Origin of the sequence: Streptomyces sp. NBC_01092, from assembly GCF_045039535.1 — a bacterium.
GTDB lineage: Bacteria > Actinomycetota > Actinomycetes > Streptomycetales > Streptomycetaceae > Streptomyces.
Genome location: NZ_CP108659.1, coordinates 493,685 through 512,002, shown reverse-complemented (window position 1 = coordinate 512,002; position 18,318 = coordinate 493,685). Strand labels below are relative to the sequence as shown.

At 72.3% G+C, this 18,318-nt stretch carries 17 protein-coding genes; 13 read left to right on the top strand and 4 right to left on the bottom strand.

Annotation, left to right across the window (positions count from 1 at the left end):
- Positions 1 to 66 precede the first annotated feature (66 nt).
- From OG254_RS02175 to OG254_RS02140, 8 genes are all read left to right on the top strand, one after another.
- Entirely contained in the window at positions 67 to 288 is a 222-nt protein-coding gene (locus tag OG254_RS02175) for a hypothetical protein (RefSeq protein ID WP_405576765.1), read from the top strand.
- A gap of 359 nt (positions 289 to 647) precedes the next feature.
- Positions 648 to 848 (top strand): hypothetical protein, encoded by a 201-nt coding sequence (locus tag OG254_RS02170; protein WP_351198043.1) that lies wholly within the window; start codon positions 648 to 650, stop codon positions 846 to 848.
- 221 nt (positions 849 to 1,069) lie between these two features.
- On the top strand, positions 1,070 to 2,398 hold the full coding sequence (locus OG254_RS02165) for a helix-turn-helix domain-containing protein (protein ID WP_405576763.1): 1,329 nt from the start codon (positions 1,070 to 1,072) through the stop codon (positions 2,396 to 2,398).
- A 302-nt stretch (positions 2,399 to 2,700) separates the two neighbouring features.
- Positions 2,701 to 3,582, top strand: a complete 882-nt coding sequence (locus tag OG254_RS02160; protein WP_405576761.1) for an ABC transporter ATP-binding protein — start codon at positions 2,701 to 2,703, stop codon at positions 3,580 to 3,582.
- Positions 3,579 to 4,379: an ABC transporter ATP-binding protein gene (locus OG254_RS02155; protein ID WP_405576758.1), complete on the top strand. Its 801-nt coding sequence runs from the start codon at positions 3,579 to 3,581 to the stop codon at positions 4,377 to 4,379. Before OG254_RS02160 ends, OG254_RS02155 begins: the two co-directional genes overlap by 4 nt.
- A complete protein-coding gene (locus OG254_RS02150) occupies positions 4,376 to 5,275 on the top strand; it encodes a branched-chain amino acid ABC transporter permease (RefSeq protein WP_405576756.1) in 900 nt (299 codons plus the stop codon). Before OG254_RS02155 ends, OG254_RS02150 begins: the two co-directional genes overlap by 4 nt.
- Entirely contained in the window at positions 5,268 to 6,407 is a 1,140-nt protein-coding gene (locus tag OG254_RS02145) for a branched-chain amino acid ABC transporter permease (RefSeq protein WP_405576754.1), read from the top strand. Before OG254_RS02150 ends, OG254_RS02145 begins: the two co-directional genes overlap by 8 nt.
- A complete protein-coding gene (locus tag OG254_RS02140; RefSeq protein WP_405576752.1) occupies positions 6,404 to 7,699 on the top strand; it encodes an ABC transporter substrate-binding protein in 1,296 nt (431 codons plus the stop codon). Before OG254_RS02145 ends, OG254_RS02140 begins: the two co-directional genes overlap by 4 nt.
- Positions 7,700 to 7,757: 58 nt before the next feature.
- Here OG254_RS02140 and OG254_RS02135 read toward each other — a convergent pair whose 3' ends face one another.
- Positions 7,758 to 8,396, bottom strand: coding sequence for a TetR/AcrR family transcriptional regulator (locus OG254_RS02135; RefSeq protein ID WP_405576750.1), 639 nt, complete (start codon positions 8,394 to 8,396; stop codon positions 7,758 to 7,760).
- A 69-nt stretch (positions 8,397 to 8,465) separates the two neighbouring features.
- Here OG254_RS02135 and OG254_RS02130 point away from each other — a divergent pair, with 69 nt between their 5' ends.
- Entirely contained in the window at positions 8,466 to 10,070 is a 1,605-nt protein-coding gene (locus OG254_RS02130) for an FAD-binding oxidoreductase (RefSeq protein WP_405576748.1), read from the top strand.
- A 25-nt stretch (positions 10,071 to 10,095) separates the two neighbouring features.
- On the opposite strand, the gene OG254_RS02125 is transcribed toward OG254_RS02130, so the two are convergent.
- Entirely contained in the window at positions 10,096 to 11,229 is a 1,134-nt protein-coding gene (locus OG254_RS02125; protein ID WP_405576746.1) for an AI-2E family transporter, read from the bottom strand.
- A gap of 232 nt (positions 11,230 to 11,461) precedes the next feature.
- On the opposite strand from OG254_RS02125, the gene OG254_RS02120 reads away from it, so the two are divergent.
- The 4 genes from OG254_RS02120 to OG254_RS02105 are packed head-to-tail and all read left to right on the top strand — an operon-like array spanning position 11,462 to position 16,252.
- Positions 11,462 to 12,931: an MFS transporter gene (locus OG254_RS02120; RefSeq protein WP_405576744.1), complete on the top strand. Its 1,470-nt coding sequence runs from the start codon at positions 11,462 to 11,464 to the stop codon at positions 12,929 to 12,931.
- Positions 12,928 to 15,120, top strand: coding sequence for an FUSC family protein (locus tag OG254_RS02115; RefSeq protein ID WP_405576742.1), 2,193 nt, complete (start codon positions 12,928 to 12,930; stop codon positions 15,118 to 15,120). The genes OG254_RS02120 and OG254_RS02115 overlap by 4 nt, the downstream gene beginning before the upstream one ends.
- Positions 15,117 to 16,040, top strand: coding sequence for a PP2C family protein-serine/threonine phosphatase (locus tag OG254_RS02110; RefSeq protein ID WP_405576740.1), 924 nt, complete (start codon positions 15,117 to 15,119; stop codon positions 16,038 to 16,040). The genes OG254_RS02115 and OG254_RS02110 overlap by 4 nt, the downstream gene beginning before the upstream one ends.
- Positions 15,923 to 16,252 carry a SpoIIE family protein phosphatase gene (locus OG254_RS02105; RefSeq protein ID WP_405594806.1) on the top strand — a complete coding sequence of 110 codons (330 nt, stop codon included), beginning with the start codon at positions 15,923 to 15,925 and terminating at the stop codon, positions 16,250 to 16,252. The genes OG254_RS02110 and OG254_RS02105 overlap by 118 nt, the downstream gene beginning before the upstream one ends.
- Here the strand turns inward: OG254_RS02105 and OG254_RS02100 are convergent.
- Positions 16,221 to 16,784, bottom strand: a complete 564-nt coding sequence (locus OG254_RS02100; RefSeq protein ID WP_405576738.1) for a hypothetical protein — start codon at positions 16,782 to 16,784, stop codon at positions 16,221 to 16,223. The two genes, OG254_RS02105 and OG254_RS02100, sit on opposite strands and share 32 nt — an antisense overlap.
- Positions 16,785 to 16,832: 48 nt before the next feature.
- Positions 16,833 to 18,119, bottom strand: coding sequence for a ThuA domain-containing protein (locus tag OG254_RS02095; protein WP_405576736.1), 1,287 nt, complete (start codon positions 18,117 to 18,119; stop codon positions 16,833 to 16,835).
- Positions 18,120 to 18,318: the final 199 nt, after the last annotated feature.

The window sequence follows — 18,318 nt, the reverse complement described above, 5'->3', positions numbered from 1 at the left end:
TCTCAGGAGGGCGCTTCGTCCTCGCGTGGGTGGAAGAGAGCGGACACCGTCGAGACGGTGCCGACCGTGATGGCACAGCTTTGCTCGGACTCCCAGCTCGAGATCGGGCCCAAGGTCCAGGTCAGCTCCGGCACCAGCGGCAAGCGATTCCACCTGAGCGCCGCTGCCGTGTTCGCCGGCGACAGCCCCGAAAGCGTCTTCCTGTCGTGGACAGACATGGCGGCCGACGGAGACACCACCATCCGCGGACGGGTCCTCGGCGTCGGCCCCGGGGGGTTGTCCGCCTAGGGAAGGGCGTGCAGGTGCCGTACCCGCCTGGATCCGTCGCGGGACCGCAGGGGCTGGCATGATGAACCGCATGACCACCTACCGAAAGGCCGATGCCGCGTAAGCGGCCCGGCGCACTGCGCGCTCAGCAGCCTCCTCGTTTCGCCTGGAGCCTGCCTCCGGACCGGATCCACGGGCTCTCTGCCCGAACCAGCAGCGCGATAGACCGAACAGAGCGGCTCTCGGGCGACTACTACATCTACCCCGGCGCCACCGACCGCGCGCTGCGGCAGTATCGAGCATTTTTCCGACCGCCGGGACGTCGGCCCCTGTATCCGCAGGAGTCGACGTGTTCGTGCCGAGGATGTTCCTTCTACGACGTGCGGCACGCACGTGACGTCCTGGAGGAGGTCGTGCGGCAGCTGCCGTACCGGGCCCGTGTCGAGCTGGAACACCAAGTACGCGCCCTGGATGCCAAGTACGTCGAGCGCACGCTGCCGGATCCCCTCGCCACGCATCGGCAGTGGCGTTCCGACCGGTGGTGGAGACGCCGTCTGGCGGGCAGCCCGGAAGCCGGATGAGGCACTCATGTGACCCCTCCTGCGCAACTTCTTCGCGCCCTCGGCGTGCGAGCCCCACGGAAGAATGCCGTTGCACGACCCTAGGGACCGACCGGACGGTATGCCATCCTTCGGGGCAGGACGACGCGTCGGGTGGCTACGCCCCACGGGCAGCGCGCCCTGCTGGGCCGGCCCGACGAAGCCGGAGCACTGCCGGGAAGCCGAGGTTGGGGGAGGCCGCGATGCATCCTGCCGTACGCACACGCGCGACGATCCGCACCGGACCGACGCCCGTTCCGCAGCCGCGGACACGACGCATCCGGTCGCTGATCGACGCCGACGCGCTGCGTGCCCTGCATCGGGCGGCCCGCGTCCTCATCGACGATCTGCCGGAGCTGACCGACCGGCTGCTGGCGGTCCTGCGTGAGCAGGAACCGGCGTACCGGACCGCGTTGGAGAACGACCACGCCGGCACCTGGGAGGAAGTGCACCGGTCGCTGCGGCACAGCGTGACCTCGTTGCTCGACCCGCGCGGCACCCGCGAGGCCGCCCACCGCTGCACGTGGCGGATCGGCGTCGCCCGGGCCGAACAGGGGCTGCCACTGGACGCCCTGCTGCACGCCTTCCGGCTGGGCGGGTCCCTGGTGTGGCAGCGGCTCGTGGAGGAGACCTCTCGCTCGGCACCCGAGGACATCCGGCTCCTCGTGCACGTGGCCACCGACGTGTGGAACTTCGTCGACGAGCACTCCAGCCTCGTGGCGGACGCCTACCGACAGGCCGAACGGCAGCTGGCCTGGCGGCGTGAGAACCGGGTTCGGCTGCTCGCCGCGGCCCTCCTGGACGGCACGAGCCGGATCGCCGACCTGCCCGAGACCGCCGACGGACTGCGCCTGCCGGAGCACGGCCGGTACGTCGTCGTCGCGGTCGTCGGCGGCCGCCCGCAGTGGCCTGCGGGCGTCCACACCACCGCCGTACCGCCCGGAGCGAGCGTCTACTGGCACTCCGGGGTGGAAGTGGACTACGGCATCGTCCTGGTCGGTGAGGAAGGGGACGGGCAGGACGACCGGGAGCCCGCGAACCCCGTGGCCTCCGTCTACCCCGTGAACCCCCTGGAGTCGCTGGGCCTCCCGGCCGACGGCGTTCCCGGGGGCCGGATCGGCGTCGGCAGCGCCGTGACGGGACTGGCCGCGGTGGGTGACGCCCGGCGCCTGGCCGACCTGGCGCTGAGCATCTGCCCGCCCGAGGGCGGCACGGTCCGGCTCACCGAGCACCTCCCCGAGGCCCTGGTGATCTCCTGTGCGGAACTGGGCGCCACCCTCACCGAGCAGGTACTCGGCCCCCTTCTGCGCCTGGAACCGGCCGACCGGGACGTACTCCTGGACACCCTGGCCGCATGGTTCGCCTGCGACGGTTCCGCCCAGCGTGCCGGTGAGCGGCTGTACTGCCACCGCAACACCGTCCTGAACCGGCTGCGCCGCTGTGAGCAACTCACCGGCCGCTCCCTGGCCCGTCCGGCGGACGTGGTGGAGATCAGCCTCGCCCTGACGGCGCGCCGACTGCTGCGGGGCTGACGGCACCGCTGAGGTCCTGCGGCGGGGCACGACCTTCGAGCGACCGGGCGCCGTCCACTGCGTCGCCCTGCCCGGCCCGTTGACCGGGCGCGCTCCTCGACCGCTCCTGTACGCCTGCCCGCCGACTCGTCCCGCACCGCCCCTGGGCACCCGCACAACCCCAGGCCACCCCCGTTGGGACCACGCAGCGACCTCGCGCGAACACCTGTACCGCCCCACCGCGCCCGTGCTGTCGTGGGCTGCCTCCCCCTCCCCCCCCCCCCGAAGCACCGTGCCTGACCGCACGGACCCGAGGAGCCGCGATGCCCGAAGCACCACCGGACGAAGAGGCCGCCCTGTACGTCGAGGGCCTCGACGTGACCTATGGCCGCGCCCTGTCCGCCCTTCGTTCCGTGTCCCTGACCGTCCCGCACGGCGCGGTCGTCGCCCTGCTCGGCCCCAACGGCGCCGGCAAGACGACCCTGTTGCGGGCGGTGTCGGGCACCCTGCGCCTGCACCGCGGCGCGGTCACGGCCGGCCGCATCCGCTACGGCGCCACGGAACTCGACGGCCGCGACCCGGTGGCGGCGGTGCGCGCCGGCGTCGTCCAGGTCCCGGAGGGGCGCAGGGTGTTCGCCGGGCTCACCGTCGACGAGAACCTGCGCACCGGCGGGCTCGGCCTCGGGCGGCGGCGCCCCACCCAGGTCGCCGAGGCCCGGGACCGGGTCTTCGCGCTCTTCCCGCGCCTTGCCGAACGCACCCGGCAGGCCGCCGGGCTGCTCTCCGGCGGCGAGCAGCAGATGCTCGCCATCGGCCGCGCCCTGATGGCCGCCCCGCGCCTGCTCCTGCTCGACGAGCCCTCCCTGGGCCTCGCCCCGCAGATGGTCCACCGGATCGCCGAGGTCGTCCGCGAGATCAACGCCCAGGGGACCGCCGTCCTGCTGGTCGAGCAGAACGCGGGCATGGCGCTGTCCCTCGCCGACACCGCCCACGTCCTGGAGGTCGGCGAGGTCCGGCTCTCCGGGCCCGCCGACGAACTCGCCCGCACGGACGCCGTACGACGCCTGTACCTGGGCGAGACCACCGAGGCGACCGACGCCACCGAGCCCGCCGACACCCCCAAGTCCACGAAGTCGACCGGGACCGACAACACCGCCGACACCACCAGCACCACCCCGACCACCGAGGGGCAGGGAGCCGCGTGATCGCCCGTACCGCCGCGCCGCCCGAACTCGCCGTCACGGACGTGACCGTCCGCTTCGCCGGGCTCATCGCCCTGGACGCGGTGTCCTTCACCGTCGCCCCGGGCTCGGTCCACGCGCTCATCGGACCCAACGGAGCGGGCAAGTCCACCTGCTTCAACGTGCTGTCGGGACTGTGCCGCCCGGCCGTCGGCACCGTACGCCTCGGCGACGCCGAACTGACCCGGCTCGCACCCCACCGCATCGCCGCCCTCGGAGTCGCCCGCACCTTCCAGAACATCGTCACCACCCAGGGCACCGTCGCCGACAACCTCATGCTCGGCCGGCACGCCCTGTCCCGGGCCGGGTTCGCCGCCAGCGCGCTGCGTCTGCCGCACGCGCGGCGCGAGGAGCGCGAACACCTCGCCCGCGCCCGTGAGATCGCCGAACTCACCGGTCTGGCACCGCACTTCGACAGTCCCGTCACCCTGCTCTCCTACGGCGACCGCAAGCGCGTGGAGTTCGCCCGTGCCCTGTGCCTGGAGCCCAGCGTCCTGTTGCTGGACGAACCGGTCGCCGGGATGAACGCGGCGGAACGGGCCCGGACGGTCGAGGTCGTGCACGCCGTACGCGCCGAACTCGGCCTGTCCGTCGTGCTGGTGGAGCACGACATGGGTCTGGTGATGCGGCTCGCCGACGAGGTCACCGTCCTCGACTTCGGTCGCGCCATCGCGCACGGCACCCCGGACGAGGTCCGCCGGGACCCGGAAGTGCTGCGCGCCTACCTCGGCACCGGGGCCGAAGAGGAGGACGCGGCATGACCACCTTCCTGGACAACGTCTTCAACGGCCTCGCCCTCGGCGCGGTCTACGCCCTCGTCGCCCTCGGCTTCGTGATCATCTTCAAGGCGTCCGGCGTCATGAACTTCGCCCACGGCTCGCTGCTCCTGCTCGGCGGCTATCTCACCGCCGTACTCCACGACGACCTCGGCTTCGCCGGGGCCCTCGCGGTGGCCGTCCTGGTGACCGCTGCCGTGGCCGGTGCCATGGACCGCTTCCTGCTCCAGGCCGGCGGGGGAGCGGACCCGCACGCCGCCCATGTGCAGACCATCGTCACCATCGGCGTCGACATCGTCATCCTCACCGACCTGTCGCGGCGCATCGGCGGCGACCTGCTCTCGCTGGGCGACCCGTGGGGCGACTCGGTGAGCGGGCTGGGGCCGGTGACCGTCGCCGACAGCCGGATCGCCGCGATCGTGGTCTCCAGCGTGGTCATCGGCGCTGTCTTCGCCCTGTTCCGGTACACGTCCTGGGGTCTGGCGCTGCGTGCCTCGGCCGAGGACGTCGAGGCGGCCGCCCTGATGGGTGTGCGGCTGGTGCGGGTGCGCACCCTCGCCTGGTGCCTGGCCGGAGCGCTGGCGGCCCTGGCGGCCGTCTTCCTCGCGGCGTTCCCCGCGCCCGGACTGGAGCGCACGACCGGGCAGATCGCCCTGAAGGCGTTTCCGGCGGCGATTCTCGGCGGGATGGCCTCGCCGCCCGGCGCCCTCGCGGGCAGTCTGCTGATCGGCCTGACCGAGGCGCTCGTCGCGGGCTACCAGTCCGACCTCCATGTCCTGGGTGAGGGGTTCGGCGACGTCGCCCCCTACGCGGTGATGGTGCTGGTTCTGCTGGTGCGGCCCACCGGGCTGTTCGGCGGAAAGGCGGCGGTCCGTGTCTGAGCGACTCTCCCGCGCCCGCGCGATCCGGCTGGGCTGGACCTTCGCGGCCGTCGCCGTCCTGTGCGCGCTGCCCTTCTACCTCGACGCGTTCTGGCTGCGCATCGGCCTGTTCTCGATGGCCGCGGCCGTCGGCGCGGTGGGCCTCGGCCTGCTGTCCGGCACTGCCGGGCAACTCTCCCTCGGCCACGCCTTCTTCCTGGCCGTGGGCGCCTACGGCTACGTATGGCTGGCCGGTGAGCCGGGACCCGGGCTGCCGACCGCGCTTGCCGCCGTCCTCGCGGTCCTACTGGCCGGCGCGGCGGGCGGGCTGTTCAGCCCCGTCGCCGGCCGCCTGCGGGGCGTCTACCTCGGCGTCGCCACCCTGGCCCTGGTCTTCCTCGGGCACCACGTCCTGCTCACCGCGGACTCCGTCACCGGCGGATTCAACGGCCGCTCGGTGCCGCCGCTGGAAGTGGGCGGCTTCTCCTTCTCCGCCGACTCCGAACTGACCCTGCTGGGCGTGCCGTTCGGTGCCGAGGAACGGCTGTGGTACCTGGGACTCGCGCTGTTCGCGGTCACCTGGTTCACCGCCCGGGGACTGCTCCGCGGCCGTCCCGGACGCGCCCTGGTCGCGCTGCGCGACAGCGAGACCGCCGCCGCGGTGATGGGCGTCGACGTCTCCCGGTACCGCTCGGCGGCCTTCGTGGTGTCGTCGATGTACGCGGGCCTGGCCGGAGTGCTCCTCGCCCTCTCCTTCCGCCGCGTGGTGCCCGACTACTTCGGCCTGGTGCTGTCGGTCGACTACCTCGCCATGATCGTCATCGGCGGACTCGGGTCGGTGGCCGGAGCCACGGCAGGAGCCGTCTTCGTCACCGCGCTGCCCCTGCTGATGACCCGTTACGCCGACCAACTGCCGCTGGTGGCCGCTCCCGGCACCACCGACGGGACGGTGGGCCCCACCGAGGCGGCCCGCTACCTCTACGGCGCGGCGATCGTCCTGATCCTGCTGTTCGCCCCCGACGGACTGCACGGCCTGGTCCGGCGCCTGCGCGCCCGCCTGCCCCGCCGCCGAACCGAACCACCACCCGCGCACCCCGACTCCCCGTCTCCCCGACCCGCGCCCGCCGTACGAGCCAAGGAGCCCACCCCGTGAAGCCCACGCACGACCACACGCACCGCGCCGCACCGCGCACCAAGACGCTCCTGGCCGCGGCCCTGGCGGCCCTGCTGCTCGCGGGCACCGGATGCAGCTCCAAGGCGAACTCGTCCGGCACCGCCGACGACGGCGCCGACGGCGTCAAGTCCGGGCCCGGCGTGACCGACAAGGCCATCAAGCTCGGCGCCCTGACGGACCTCACAGGCCCCTACGCCACCCTCGGCAAGAGCATCGTGCAGGCCCAGCAGATGTGGGCCGACGAGGTCAACGCCCGCGGCGGCATCTGCGACCGGCGTGTGGAGATCGTCGTCAAGGACCACGGCTACGACGTCCAGAAAGCCGTCACCGCCTACGCCGACATCTCCGCGGACGTCGTGGCGCTGCCCCAGGTCATCGGATCGCCGGTGATGGCCGCGCTGCTCGACGACATCGAGCGCGACAAGGTGCTGACCTTCCCGCAGGCCTGGGCCGCCTCCCTGCTGGGCCGGGACTCCGTACAGGTCCTGGGCACCACCTACGACATCGACATGATCGCCGCGGTCGACTTCCTCACCCGCACCAAGGGCTTGGCGAAGGGCGACACGATCGGCCACGTCTACTTCGAGGGCGACTACGGCGCGAACGCGCTCGAAGGCTCCCAGTGGGCCGGGAAGAAGGCGGGCCTCAAGGTCGTCGGACAGAAGATCAAGGCAACCGACACCGACCTGTCCGCGCAGGTCTCCGCGCTGCGCAAGGAGGGCGTGAAGGCGATCCTGATCAGCGCCGGACCGGCCCAGACCGCCTCGCTGGTCGGGGTCGCGGCCTCCCGGGGACTGAAGGTGCCCGTCGTCAGCAGCGCCCCCGGCTACGCCCCGCAGCTGATGAAGACCCCGGCCGCGCCCGCGCTCGCCGCCATGCTGAACGTCGTCAGCGCCGCACCGGCCGTCAGCTCCGACCTGGCCGGCGTACGCAAGATGGTCGCCTCCTATCAGAAGAAGTACCCGGACTCCCTGGTCGACGCCGGCGTCCTCTCCGGCTACAACGCCGCCCAGCTCATGGGCGCCGACCTTAAGAAGGCCTGCGAGGGCGGCAGCCTCGCCCGGGAGGACGTGGTCAAGGCGCACCGCGCGCAGTCCAACGTCGACGTCGGTCTCGGCACCGCGCAGAACTTCTCCGACAAGGCGCAGCCCGCCGCCACTTCGACCTACGTGCACAAGCCGGACGCCAAGGCGGTCGGTGCCGTGGTCAACGTGGAGGACGCGCACACCGCGCCCGGCGTCGAGGAGTACCTCGCCTCCCGGGAGTCGTGATCCCAGGGGGCGAGGCCGAGTTGGGCCTCGCCCCCGCTCGCAGGGCCCCGGGTGCGGCCTACGCCTGGAAGCCGTCGGCGGGGACGAGGGAGCGGGCGGCGGCGAAGATCCGTGCGCAGCGTCGCGTCATGGCCGCGGGGGACTGGTCGGGGTGGTTGATCCACCAACGGACCAGGGCGGTGCACAGGCCGCGCCAGGCGTACTTGAGGGCGTCGGCGTCGAGCGGGTCACTGGAGCCGGCCCCTTGCAGGAGGTCTGCGGTGCCGGTCGCGGCGAGGTCGTCGATGGCGCCGCGGTAGTACGCCGCCCGGTGCAGGGCCTCGCTGTCGGGCGGCAACGTGGCGTCGTAGAGGACGAACCAGGCGTCGCGCTGCCCGTCCAGTGCGGTGAACAGGGCGTCCAGCACACGCAGGGAGGTGGGCGGCGCCTCGGCGGCCGGTTCGGTCATCGCGGTGCGGACGGCGCCCAGCAGCCGGTCGCCGATCGGGTCGAGGCAAGCGAGGTAGAGGTCCTGCTTGCTGCCGAAGTACTGGTGCAGCAGCGGCTTGGTGACACCCACCCGCGCGGCGATGGCGGCCATGGTGGTGGCCTCGTAGCCATGACGGCCGAACTCCTCGGTGGCCGCGGTCAGAAACTGCCGTTCGCGCGCGGCCCTCGGCACGCCCTTGGTGCCGGCCTTGGAGGAGTGCGTTGTCATGACAGCGATCTTACCCTACGGTAATTTACCGTTGGGTAAATTCCTTGGACCCCTGCTGGGAGCACACTCATGCCTGCCACCGCGACCGACCCCGGCACCTCCCGCACCCGCTCCTGGTGGGGCTGGGGCTATACCGACGCCCACCCCGACGACGCCGAGTGCATCGCGATGGGCACGCTGCTGCCGGGCACCCTGGTCCGCCCATTGCCGATACCGCGGGTCGCCGACCTCCCCATCGGCCGCCCCGGCGTTTCGCCCCCGCCCGCACTGGCCCACCTGGTCACCACCGATCCCGAAGCGCGCGCCGCCCACGCCATGGGCAAGGCCTACCGCGACGTCATCCGCGCGCTGCGCGGCCGACCGGGCCGCATCCCCGACCTCGTGGCCCGCCCGACCGACGACCAGGAGGTGGCCGACCTGCTGGACTGGGCCGGCGAGCACGGCGTCGCCGTCATCCCCTTCGGTGGCGGCTCCTCGGTGGTCGGCGGCGTGGAGTACCGCGGCGACACCCACCGGGCCGTGCTGTCGCTCGACCTTACCTCGATGGACAGGGTCCTGGAGATCGACACCGTCGGCCGCAGCGCCCTCATCCAGGCCGGAGCGCTCGGTCCCGTGCTGGAAGAACAGCTGCGGCCGCACGGCCTGACGCTGCGCCACTTCCCGCAGAGCTTCGAGTTCTCCACCCTCGGCGGCTGGCTGGCCACCCGAGCCGGCGGCCACTACGCCACCGTCCACACGCACATCGACGACTTCACGCAGTCCCTGCGCGTCGTCACGCCCGCCGGAGCCGGCACGTCCTGGCGCCTGCCCGCATCCGGCGCCGGACCGTCGCCCGACCGGCTGTTCCTCGGCAGTGAGGGAACGCTCGGCGTCATCACCGAGGCGTGGATGCGGCTTCAGGAACGCCCCCGGCACAAGGCCTCCGCGTCCGTGGCCTTCACCGACTTCCACCGCGCGCTGGACGCCGTGCGGGCCATCGCCCAGTCCGACCTCGCCCCGGCCAACTGCCGCCTGCTCGACCCCGGCGAGGCACTGCTCTCCGGCGCCTCGCACGACGGCTCCTCCGTCCTGGTCCTGGGCTTCGAGTCCGCCACCAACCCCGTCGACGACCGCCTCGCGACCGCCCTGGACCTGGCCCGCGCCCACGGAGGCCGCGGCAAGGCCCCGACCGCGGACCGCGACACCCGGGCGGACGCGGCCGTGAGCGCCTGGCGCTCCGCCTTCCTGCGCATGCCCTACCTGCGCGACGGCCTGGCCCGCATGGGCGCCGTCGTGGACACCTTCGAGACCGCCGCCACCTGGGACAGGATCCCCGCCCTGATCGAAGCCGTCCGCACCGAGGTCGGCGCCGCCGCCCTGAAGGCCACCGGCCATGAGGCCACCATCAACTGCCGCCTGACCCACGTCTATCCCGACGGCGCCGCCCCCTACTTCACCGTGGCCGTCGCCGGCCGCCCGGGTGACGAAGTCGCCGTCTGGGACGACATCAAGGCCGCCGCGAGCGACGTCTTGCACCGACACCGCGCGTCCATCACCCACCACCATGCCGTCGGCCGCGACCACCGGCCCGGCTACGACCTCCAGCGCCCGGCCCCCTTCGCCCTGGCCCTGCGGGCCACCAAGAACGCCCTGGACCCGCACGGCATCCTCAACCCGGGCGTGCTGCTGGACTGACGGCAGGCGGGTGGGGCGGGCCGGGCTACGGGCCGGCGTCCGCGGTCCGGCTCCCGCCCCCTTCCGGGCCTTCGGCACGGCCGCGCAGGGCCTGGTGGACCGACCAGAAGACGGCCACGAAGGGGACGGCCACGACGGCGCCGATGAACCCGGCGGCGATGGCACCGCCGACGACGGCGAAGGCCACGACCACCGGATGGAGGCGCACGGCCCAGCTCATGACGATCGGGTGGAGCAGATGGCCCTCGATCTGTCCGATGATCACGATCAGGGCCACGACGATCAGAGCGGTCACCGGACCCTTCGTCGCCAGTGCCACGACGGCCGCGACACCCAGGGCGATGGGTGAGCCGATCAGCGGGATGAAGGCGGCCACGAACTCCAGCAGTGCCAGCGGTACGGCGAGGGGGACGCCGAGGATGAGCAGAGCGATACAGACGAGGAAGGCGTTGGTCGCCGCGACCAGCAGGATGCCGCGCGTGTAGCCGGTGAAGGTCCGCCAAGCGGCCCGGCCGGCGACGGTGAGGTGCCGACGTGCCGTCGCGGGAAGCTGGTCGCAGATCCACTGCCACTGGCGGTCGCCGGAGTGGGTGAAGAAGACCGCGCAGAACAGGGCCAGGGCGAGCACGGTCAGGACCTCCAGCAGTCGGCTCGCGCCGCTGACCGCCTCGCTGATGAGGGTGGAGCGGTGGCTGGAGAGAAGCTTGCCGATCCGGGACTGGAGGTCGTCGAAGGTGTTCGCGGGAAGCCGGAAAGGAGGCTCCTCCAGCTGGCGTTCGATCCGGTCGATACCCGCCACGAACTCCCTCTGCAGCCCTCTGCGCTGCTCCGCGACGATCTCACCGACCAGGGCCAGCCCCCCGAGGACGACGACGATGCCGCCGATGACCGCGGTGGCGACCGCGAGCGGACGAGGCACGCGGCGGGCGAGGAGGTCGGCCACGGGGCGCAGCAGGGAGGTCAGGACCAGGCCCAGGAAGACGGCGACGGCGATCCGGTGAAACTGGCCGAGCACCGAGAAGGTGGCACGCACGACGATGGCGACGGCGATGATCCGCCATGCGTACGCGGCAGCGATCGCCAGCCAGCCCGGCACGCGCGATTCCGCGCCGCTCGGGCGGCCGAGAGGTGGGGCGGGCGGATCGGGGGGCGTGGACATCCCCATGCCCGTACCACCCGTCCGCCCTCGGATCGCGGAGCCGCCCCGGAATTCGCCCGAAGGCCTCGATCTCGACGTCGTTGAGCAGCGCTGCGACGGGCAGCAACGCGTCGCGTCGGGCTGCGAGCGGTGCGGGGTCGGCCGACAATTGGGCGCGGGAGGGCATGTCCGGCCGGTCGCGCGAGGGCGTGGTCCGTTGCCGTGGTGGTGTCGGTCCGAGAGGAACGTGCACATGGGCGCTGAGTCTTCGCCGACGGCGCGGACGGGAGCGTTCATCGCGGTGGCGGTCGCCCTGTTCTGCATCCAGCTCGACTTCTTCGCACTGAACCTGGCCGTCCCCGGGATCGCCGACCAGTTCGGCGTCACCGCCTCGGCAGCCCAGTGGACACTGTCGGCCTACATGCTCGCCATCGGTTGCTGCTTCATCGTGGGCGGCCGGGTCGGCGACGTCTTCGGACGCAGGGGCGCCCTGCTCGGCGGCACGGCCCTGTTCGCGGCCGGATCGGTCGGGTGCGCGCTCGCGCCGGGGCTGTGGGCGCTCGTCGGGGCGCGGGTCGTGCAGGGCATCGGGGCCGGCTTCGTCTTCCCCGTGTCGGTCTCCGTGATCACGAATGCCTTCCCGGACACCACCCGGGCACGCGCGCTGGGAGCGGTGTTCGGGATCGCCAACGTGGGCACGGCGCTCGGCCCGTTCGTCGGCGGCGGCTTCACCGAGGGGCCCGGCTGGCGCTGGATCTTCTGGCTCCTGGCACCGCTGAGCCTGCTGGCGCTGGCCGTGGCGTACCTGTACGTGCCCGACTCCCGCGATCCCACCGCCCCGCGCCAGCTGGACCTGACCGGCTGCGCCGCCGTCGTGTGCGCGCTGGCGGCGCTCACGCCGGCCGTGGAACGGGGCAGCGCCTGGGGCTGGGACCACGCCCGCACGCTCACCCTGCTGGCCCTGTCCGCCGCGGCGGGCGCACTGTTCGTACGGCGGGAGCTGCGTGCCCGGCATCCCCTCATCGACCTCGGGCTCTTCCGTAACACGCCCTACGTCCTGGTGACCGGCACGGGAACCGTCACCAACATGGCCTACGCGGTCACCGTCTTCGTGTCGACGCTGTACCTCCAGCAGGTGCGGGGGCTGTCACCGCTGGTGGCGGGCGTGGTGTTCCTGGCGCCCGCCGCGCTGGTGGCGCTCAGCGGGCCGCTCGGCGCGAGACTGTCCGGGCGGATGCGGCCGGTGTCGGTGATGGCGCTGGCCGGGACGGTCGCCGGAACCGGGCTGATCGTGCTCACCCTGGTCACGGCCTGGTGGCTGTACGTTCCGGTGTTCGCCTGGTCCGGACTGGGCCTGGGGCTCGGCTGGACCTTCGCGAGCGTGGCCACCCAGCAGGTGGTGGCGCCCGAGCGGGCCGGTGAGGCCTCCGGCGTACTGCTGACGTCCCTGGTCACGATGGGCGCGGTCGCGCTGGCGGGGGCCGCGGCCGCGATCACGGCGATGCTGCCGGAGCGATCACCGCAGGCCGCGTACGACGCGATCCTCCGCTTCGCAGGGGTGGTGATCCTGGCGGCTTCCGCCGTCGCCCTGGTCGCGGGCCACCGACTCGTGGGCACCGCAAGCATCCCGCCGCCCGGCGCGACGGGAACCCCGGGCCCGGCCGGCTCGCGGGTCCCGGGCGGCACCGGCTCACGGCCGTCACGCGGCGGGCACCTGCCGTGAGGGGCGGGCCGGAGTGGAACCGGATCCTGCACCGGTCGGTGCGGGTGACCCTCGCCGCGTCCGTGGGCTTCTACACCTTCGTGTACGGGCTCGACGAACCGGTCCTGGCCCTGTACGCGCTCTTCGCGCCGATCTCGCTCGGCCTGCTGTCCCCGATCCCCGGATCCGGACGGCAGCGCGCCGAAGTGATGCTGAAGGCACTGCCCGTCGGCCTGGGGCTGGTGACCCTGGGGACCGTGCTGGCGGTGCACACCTGGGCGGCCGTGCTCGGCATGTTCGTCGTGGGCTTCCTCCTCGCCTTCGCGGCGATCGCGGGCCCGCGCCCCGCCGGTGCGGCGCCGGGACTCCAGCTCTTCTACATCCTGGCCTGCTTCCCGCCGTACGAGCCCGAGACGCTGGGGCTGCGGCTGGCCGGGCTCATCTTCGGAGTGGTCGCGCTGGTGCTGGGTGAGCTGTTCGTGCTGCCGCACCCGCCGGACCCGTCGTACCGGGTCACCCTCGCCCAGGCCCTCGCGACGGCCCGCGACACCATCGCCGGGAGCAACGGCCTCTCACCCAAGGAACTGAGGGAGGCCGGCGCGCGGCTCCGGCTCTCCGGCATCGCGCCCGCACAGCGCCCGGCGGGCCCGGGGCGTGCGGCCCGCGGCCAGGCCCAGGCGGGATCCGCCGCCCGTCGGCTGCTCGAACAACTGGCCCACCTGACCGAGATCGGCGAACTGCGCGACCTCGTCCGCGGCCGCGCGGGCAGTGGCCCGCGCGGCACGGACTCGGCGCTGGGTTCGCTGCTGCCGCGCGTGGTGTCCCTCCTCGACGCGACCGTCACCGCCCTGCACACGGGCCGGACGGCTCCCGGCCCGCAGCGAACGGACGACGCCATCGACGAGTTCCAGCGGATGCGCACGCGGCAGGCGGCCGGACCCGTCGACGAGGTACCCCCGGCGGACGTGCTGCGCCGGCAGGCGGCCCTGCTGGCGGTCGCCGAGTCGGTGCGCGCCCTGGAGATCTCCGTCCGGGTCGGCCTCGACGGGAGGCGCACCGCGCCCATCGAACCCCGGGAGCTGTTCTGGTACACGCACGCCGCCACGCCCCAGCTGTGGCTACGCCGGATCACCGGCAACATGACGCTGCGCTCGGTGCAGTTCCACAACGCCCTGCGGATCGCGATCGCGTTGGCCGCCGCGCGTCTGGTGGCCGGTTCGCTCGATCTGACGCACGGCTTCTGGGTGCTGCTCGCGGTGCTCACGCTGAGCCGGACGAGCGTGATCGAGACCTGGTCGGCCATCCGCCAAGTCGTCATCGGCAACCTCGTGGGCGCCGTCGCCGCGGGCGCCCTCCTCATCGGCCTGGGCCGGCACACCGAGGCGTACGCCGCGATCCTGGCACCGGCCATGCTGATCGCCTTCGCACTCGGGCCGCTGCTGGGCATCGCCTGGGCCCAGGGACTGTTCACGCTGGTGGTGGCCACGGCGTTCGCCCAGATCGCCCCGGCATCCTGGCGGCTCGCCGAGGCGCGGATCGTGGACGTGGTCACCGGCAGCGCCATCGGCCTGCTGTGCGGGATGCTCGCCTGGCCGGCCGGCGCCCGCGCGGAGGTACGCAGAACCATGGCGGGCCTCCTACGCGAGTGCGGCCCGCTGATCAGGGGCACCGTCGCCATGCTCGGCGCCGTGCCGCCGGGCTCGGTCCCGGCACCACCCACGCTGCCCGCGCTGCACCGCCTGCGGCTGGCCGAGTCCGCCTACGCCCAGTTCCGCAGCGAACCCGGAAGCGACGCGCACGTCCGCGCCGACTGGCACGCCGTCCTCATCACCTCCCACCACATCCTGCTCGGCGCCCAGTGGCTGCCACGCTTCGACCTGCCCGCCACCGCCCTGCCACCGGGCGCCGCCGACCGGGCGCAGGCCCGCGCCCGCGCGCTCGCACAGACCACCGACCGGCTCGCCGACCTGTGCGGCGGCAGACGACCCCGGACATCCGGCACGGCACCGCCGCCCGGGGAACCGGCCGGGCCACCGATGCCCGCGCTGGTCGACCTGGACATGTGGCTGCGCAGCCTCACCGCCCAGCTCACCCGTATCGAGGCCGAGTTGCCCGAGGCGATCCGACGACCGCCACGCGGCACGCCGGTGGCCGAGACCGGGAGCTCCAGGCCCGGCCCCGCAGGACCGGACGCCAGAGGCACGCCGTGACCGGCCCGAACGTCCGCCACGAGCCACGGGCCCCCACCCCGCGCGGCTGGGTGTGGTGGCTGCCACTGGTCGCCGTCCTCGTCGACGTGGCCGCCGAACTGATCGTCAGGGGCCGCGAACCGGTCAGCTTCATGCTCGTCGCGGTCCCGGCACTGGCCGCCGCGACGCGCGGCCCGCTGGGCACCGCGATGTCGACGTTCGTGTGCCTGGGACTTCAGATGTGGATGGCCGCCCGCCGCCCCGGCCACTTCGACGAACAGCACCACGTCGCCATGTACATCGCCACGACCCTCATCGGCATCGCCGGCGTCGCGCTCGCCGCCCAGCGGGAGCGGACCCGGCAACACCTCATCCGCGCCAACTCCGTCGCCGAGGCCATGCAGTGCACCCTGCTGCGTCCCGTGCCGCGCAGGCTCGGCCCGGTGCGCGCAGCAGGGTTCTACGAGGCCGGTGAGGGCGGCACCCTCGTAGGCGGGGACCTGTACGACGTGTGCGAGACGCCCTTCGGGGTGCGGGCCATCATCGGCGACGTCCGCGGCAAGGGCCTGGGCGCGGTGCAGACGGACGCGGCGGTGCTGGGCAGCTTCCGGGTCTCGGCCCACGAGTGGCAGAGCCTGAGCGCCCTGGCCACCCGGCTGGAACTCAGCATCGCCCGCAACAGCCCGGCCGGCGAGGACGGTGACCCCGAGCTGTTCGTGACCGCGCTGGTGCTGGAGTTCCCGCCGGGCGGCGGCGAGATCCGCATCGTCGACCGCGGCCACCCCCCCCACCCCTGGCGGTCGGCCCGAACGGCGCCCGACGCCTGGCCACAACGCCCGGACTGCCACTCGGGCTGGGCGCACTGGCGCCGAACGGCGACGACACGACCGTCCACCCGCTCGAACCCTCGGAGGTGCTCGTCCTGCACACGGACGGAGTGAGCGAGGCACGCGACGCGGACGGCGTCTTCTACCCGGTCCTCAAGCGGCTCGCCGAACGATTCTCCGGGGAGCGCGCACCCGACCCGGAGACGGTCGTGTCGTTCGTACGCACCGACGCGGACCGCTGGTCGACACAGTCCGACAAGGACGACCGGGCCGTCCTCGCCCTCTCCCTGGCGGTCAGCCTCGATACCAAGGCTGGTCGAACGTGATGCCCAGGTGCTGCAGGAGACCTTCCCGCTGCTCGGACGAGGCCAGGACCATGATGTCGTCGCTGAGCTGTGGGCCTTCCTGCACGACGCAGCGGAATTCCCGGGGGTAACCGTCGCTGCGGAGCGCTTCGATGGCCGCCCTGGCCGCTCCCATGTCGAGGTAGTCGTTCGACTCCTGCTCGACGCCGAAGGAGAGCGGCTTGCCGTTGCATGCGAAGTACATCGTCCCCAGGCCGCAGTCCTCGTCCTGCGGGTGGTACTTGTCGAAGCGGTAGTCGGAGACGGTGACTTCGCCTCCGGTGAGGGCTGCGGCCTCGTTCAGGAGCCATTCGTAGTGCGCGTCGGCGAAGTCGACGTCGTCGGTGTGGATCGAAACGGCCACGTCGAACGATTCGAGGGCACTGGCGATCTCATAGCCCGACTCGATCGGTTCGGAGGCGAACTCGGCGAACTCCTCCAGGACCCCTTGGGCTTTCGCTTCGGTGATCATTCCCAGGCCGGTGAGAACTTCGGCAATCCGTACATAGGTCATCGATCGACTGTTCGCCATACGGCCATCCTGCCAGCCGTGGTCGCCCCGTCAGGGCTGCTCGGTCGGACGGAAGGACTGCGCACCCGAGTTGTCGCAGGGACGCTGCACCAGTTGCACACTGTTCGCCGAACTGCCGGTGCTGCTCAGGCACTTGCCGCTGTGCCGTGCGACGAAGTGATAGCTCCCCGATGCCTCCCGCACGGGCCGCCACTGCTGGTTGCCGCCACCCTCGTACGACCACAGCTGCAGGGGCGCGTCGTCCGCGGTGGAGACGCCGGTGACATCGACGACCTGCTGGGGATTGCTCCGGATCGCGATGCGTGCGTAGCCGCTGTCGGTGGGGCGGAACTGGAACTGCTGGGCCAGGGTCTGGTTGCAGGCGTACTGCTGGATCGCGGTGCCGTTGGCCGTGGCCGCCGCCCTGGCGTCCACGCAGGTGCCGTTCCCCGTGTTGGCCAGTGAGTACCAGGCCGTGTCGGAGATCGGATCGGTGGGTGTGGGAGTGCCGTTCGTGCCGGCGAGCCACTTGAGCCCGTCGATGAGGAAGCGGTTCTGGGTGGCGCTGGCGAAGGTGGACGACAGCCGGGTGTTGGTGGAGTAGTCCATGGCGTTGTGGCCGAAGTTCGCGTACAGCATCCGGTACTGGGTGTTGGTCCACAGGATCGGGTAGTAGCCGCTGTACCAGGACTGGTTGGGGTCGGTGCCCAGGGGGAAGCTCGACGGGTCGACAGAGGCCAGGATCTTGATGTTCGGGTTGGTGCGCAGGTCGTTGGACCAGCTGTACCACTCACTGACCGACGAGGTGAACGTCGTGGGGAGGCCGGTGGTGGACGGGTGCGTGCGGTCCTCGGTACGCAGCACCGCGGTCGTCGGCTCCCAGGTGTTGGAGCGGAAGTTCCCGCTGCCGAGGAAGCTGTTGTAGTACCAGGGCCACGATCCGGCGTCGGTGGTGAACGCCGAGACGTGGAAGCCCATCCAGCCGCCCCCGGCCCGCACGTACCGCTCGAAGCCGGCCCGCTGGGCCGCGGTGTGCGGCGCGTCGTCGAGGAAGAGGACGACCTGGTACTCGTTCACGCCTCCGTTCGCGAGCAGATCCCAGTTCGTCGTCGCGGTGTAGGTGAAGTTGTTCTGGGCGGCAGTGCGCGGAAACCACTCGTTGGCTTCCTTCACGAAGTCGATGTGCGCGGCGTCCCAGGTGCCGCTGTAGAAAGCGACGACCTTGAAGTCGGCTGCTTGGGGCGCTGCGGAGGCATCGGGTGCGGCGGGGGTCGGGGCGGCCGTGAGCCCCAGCACGATCGCGAGTCCCGCCAGAAGCCGTACGGCCAGCCGCCTCACGGGTGGCTCACCGGATCGGCCGTGCTGGCGGGGGAGTTGGTGTCAGGCATGTCTTCTCCTGTACCGGTGTCCGAGTGATGTGCTTGTCCCAGCGGGGGTGAGGGGTCCGCGTGAGCATGACAGGACGCCTTATTTCACTGCGTGATTTAAGTGGCGATGGAAATGCCCTGTCAAGGCTTTGGTATAGGCCAATCATCCA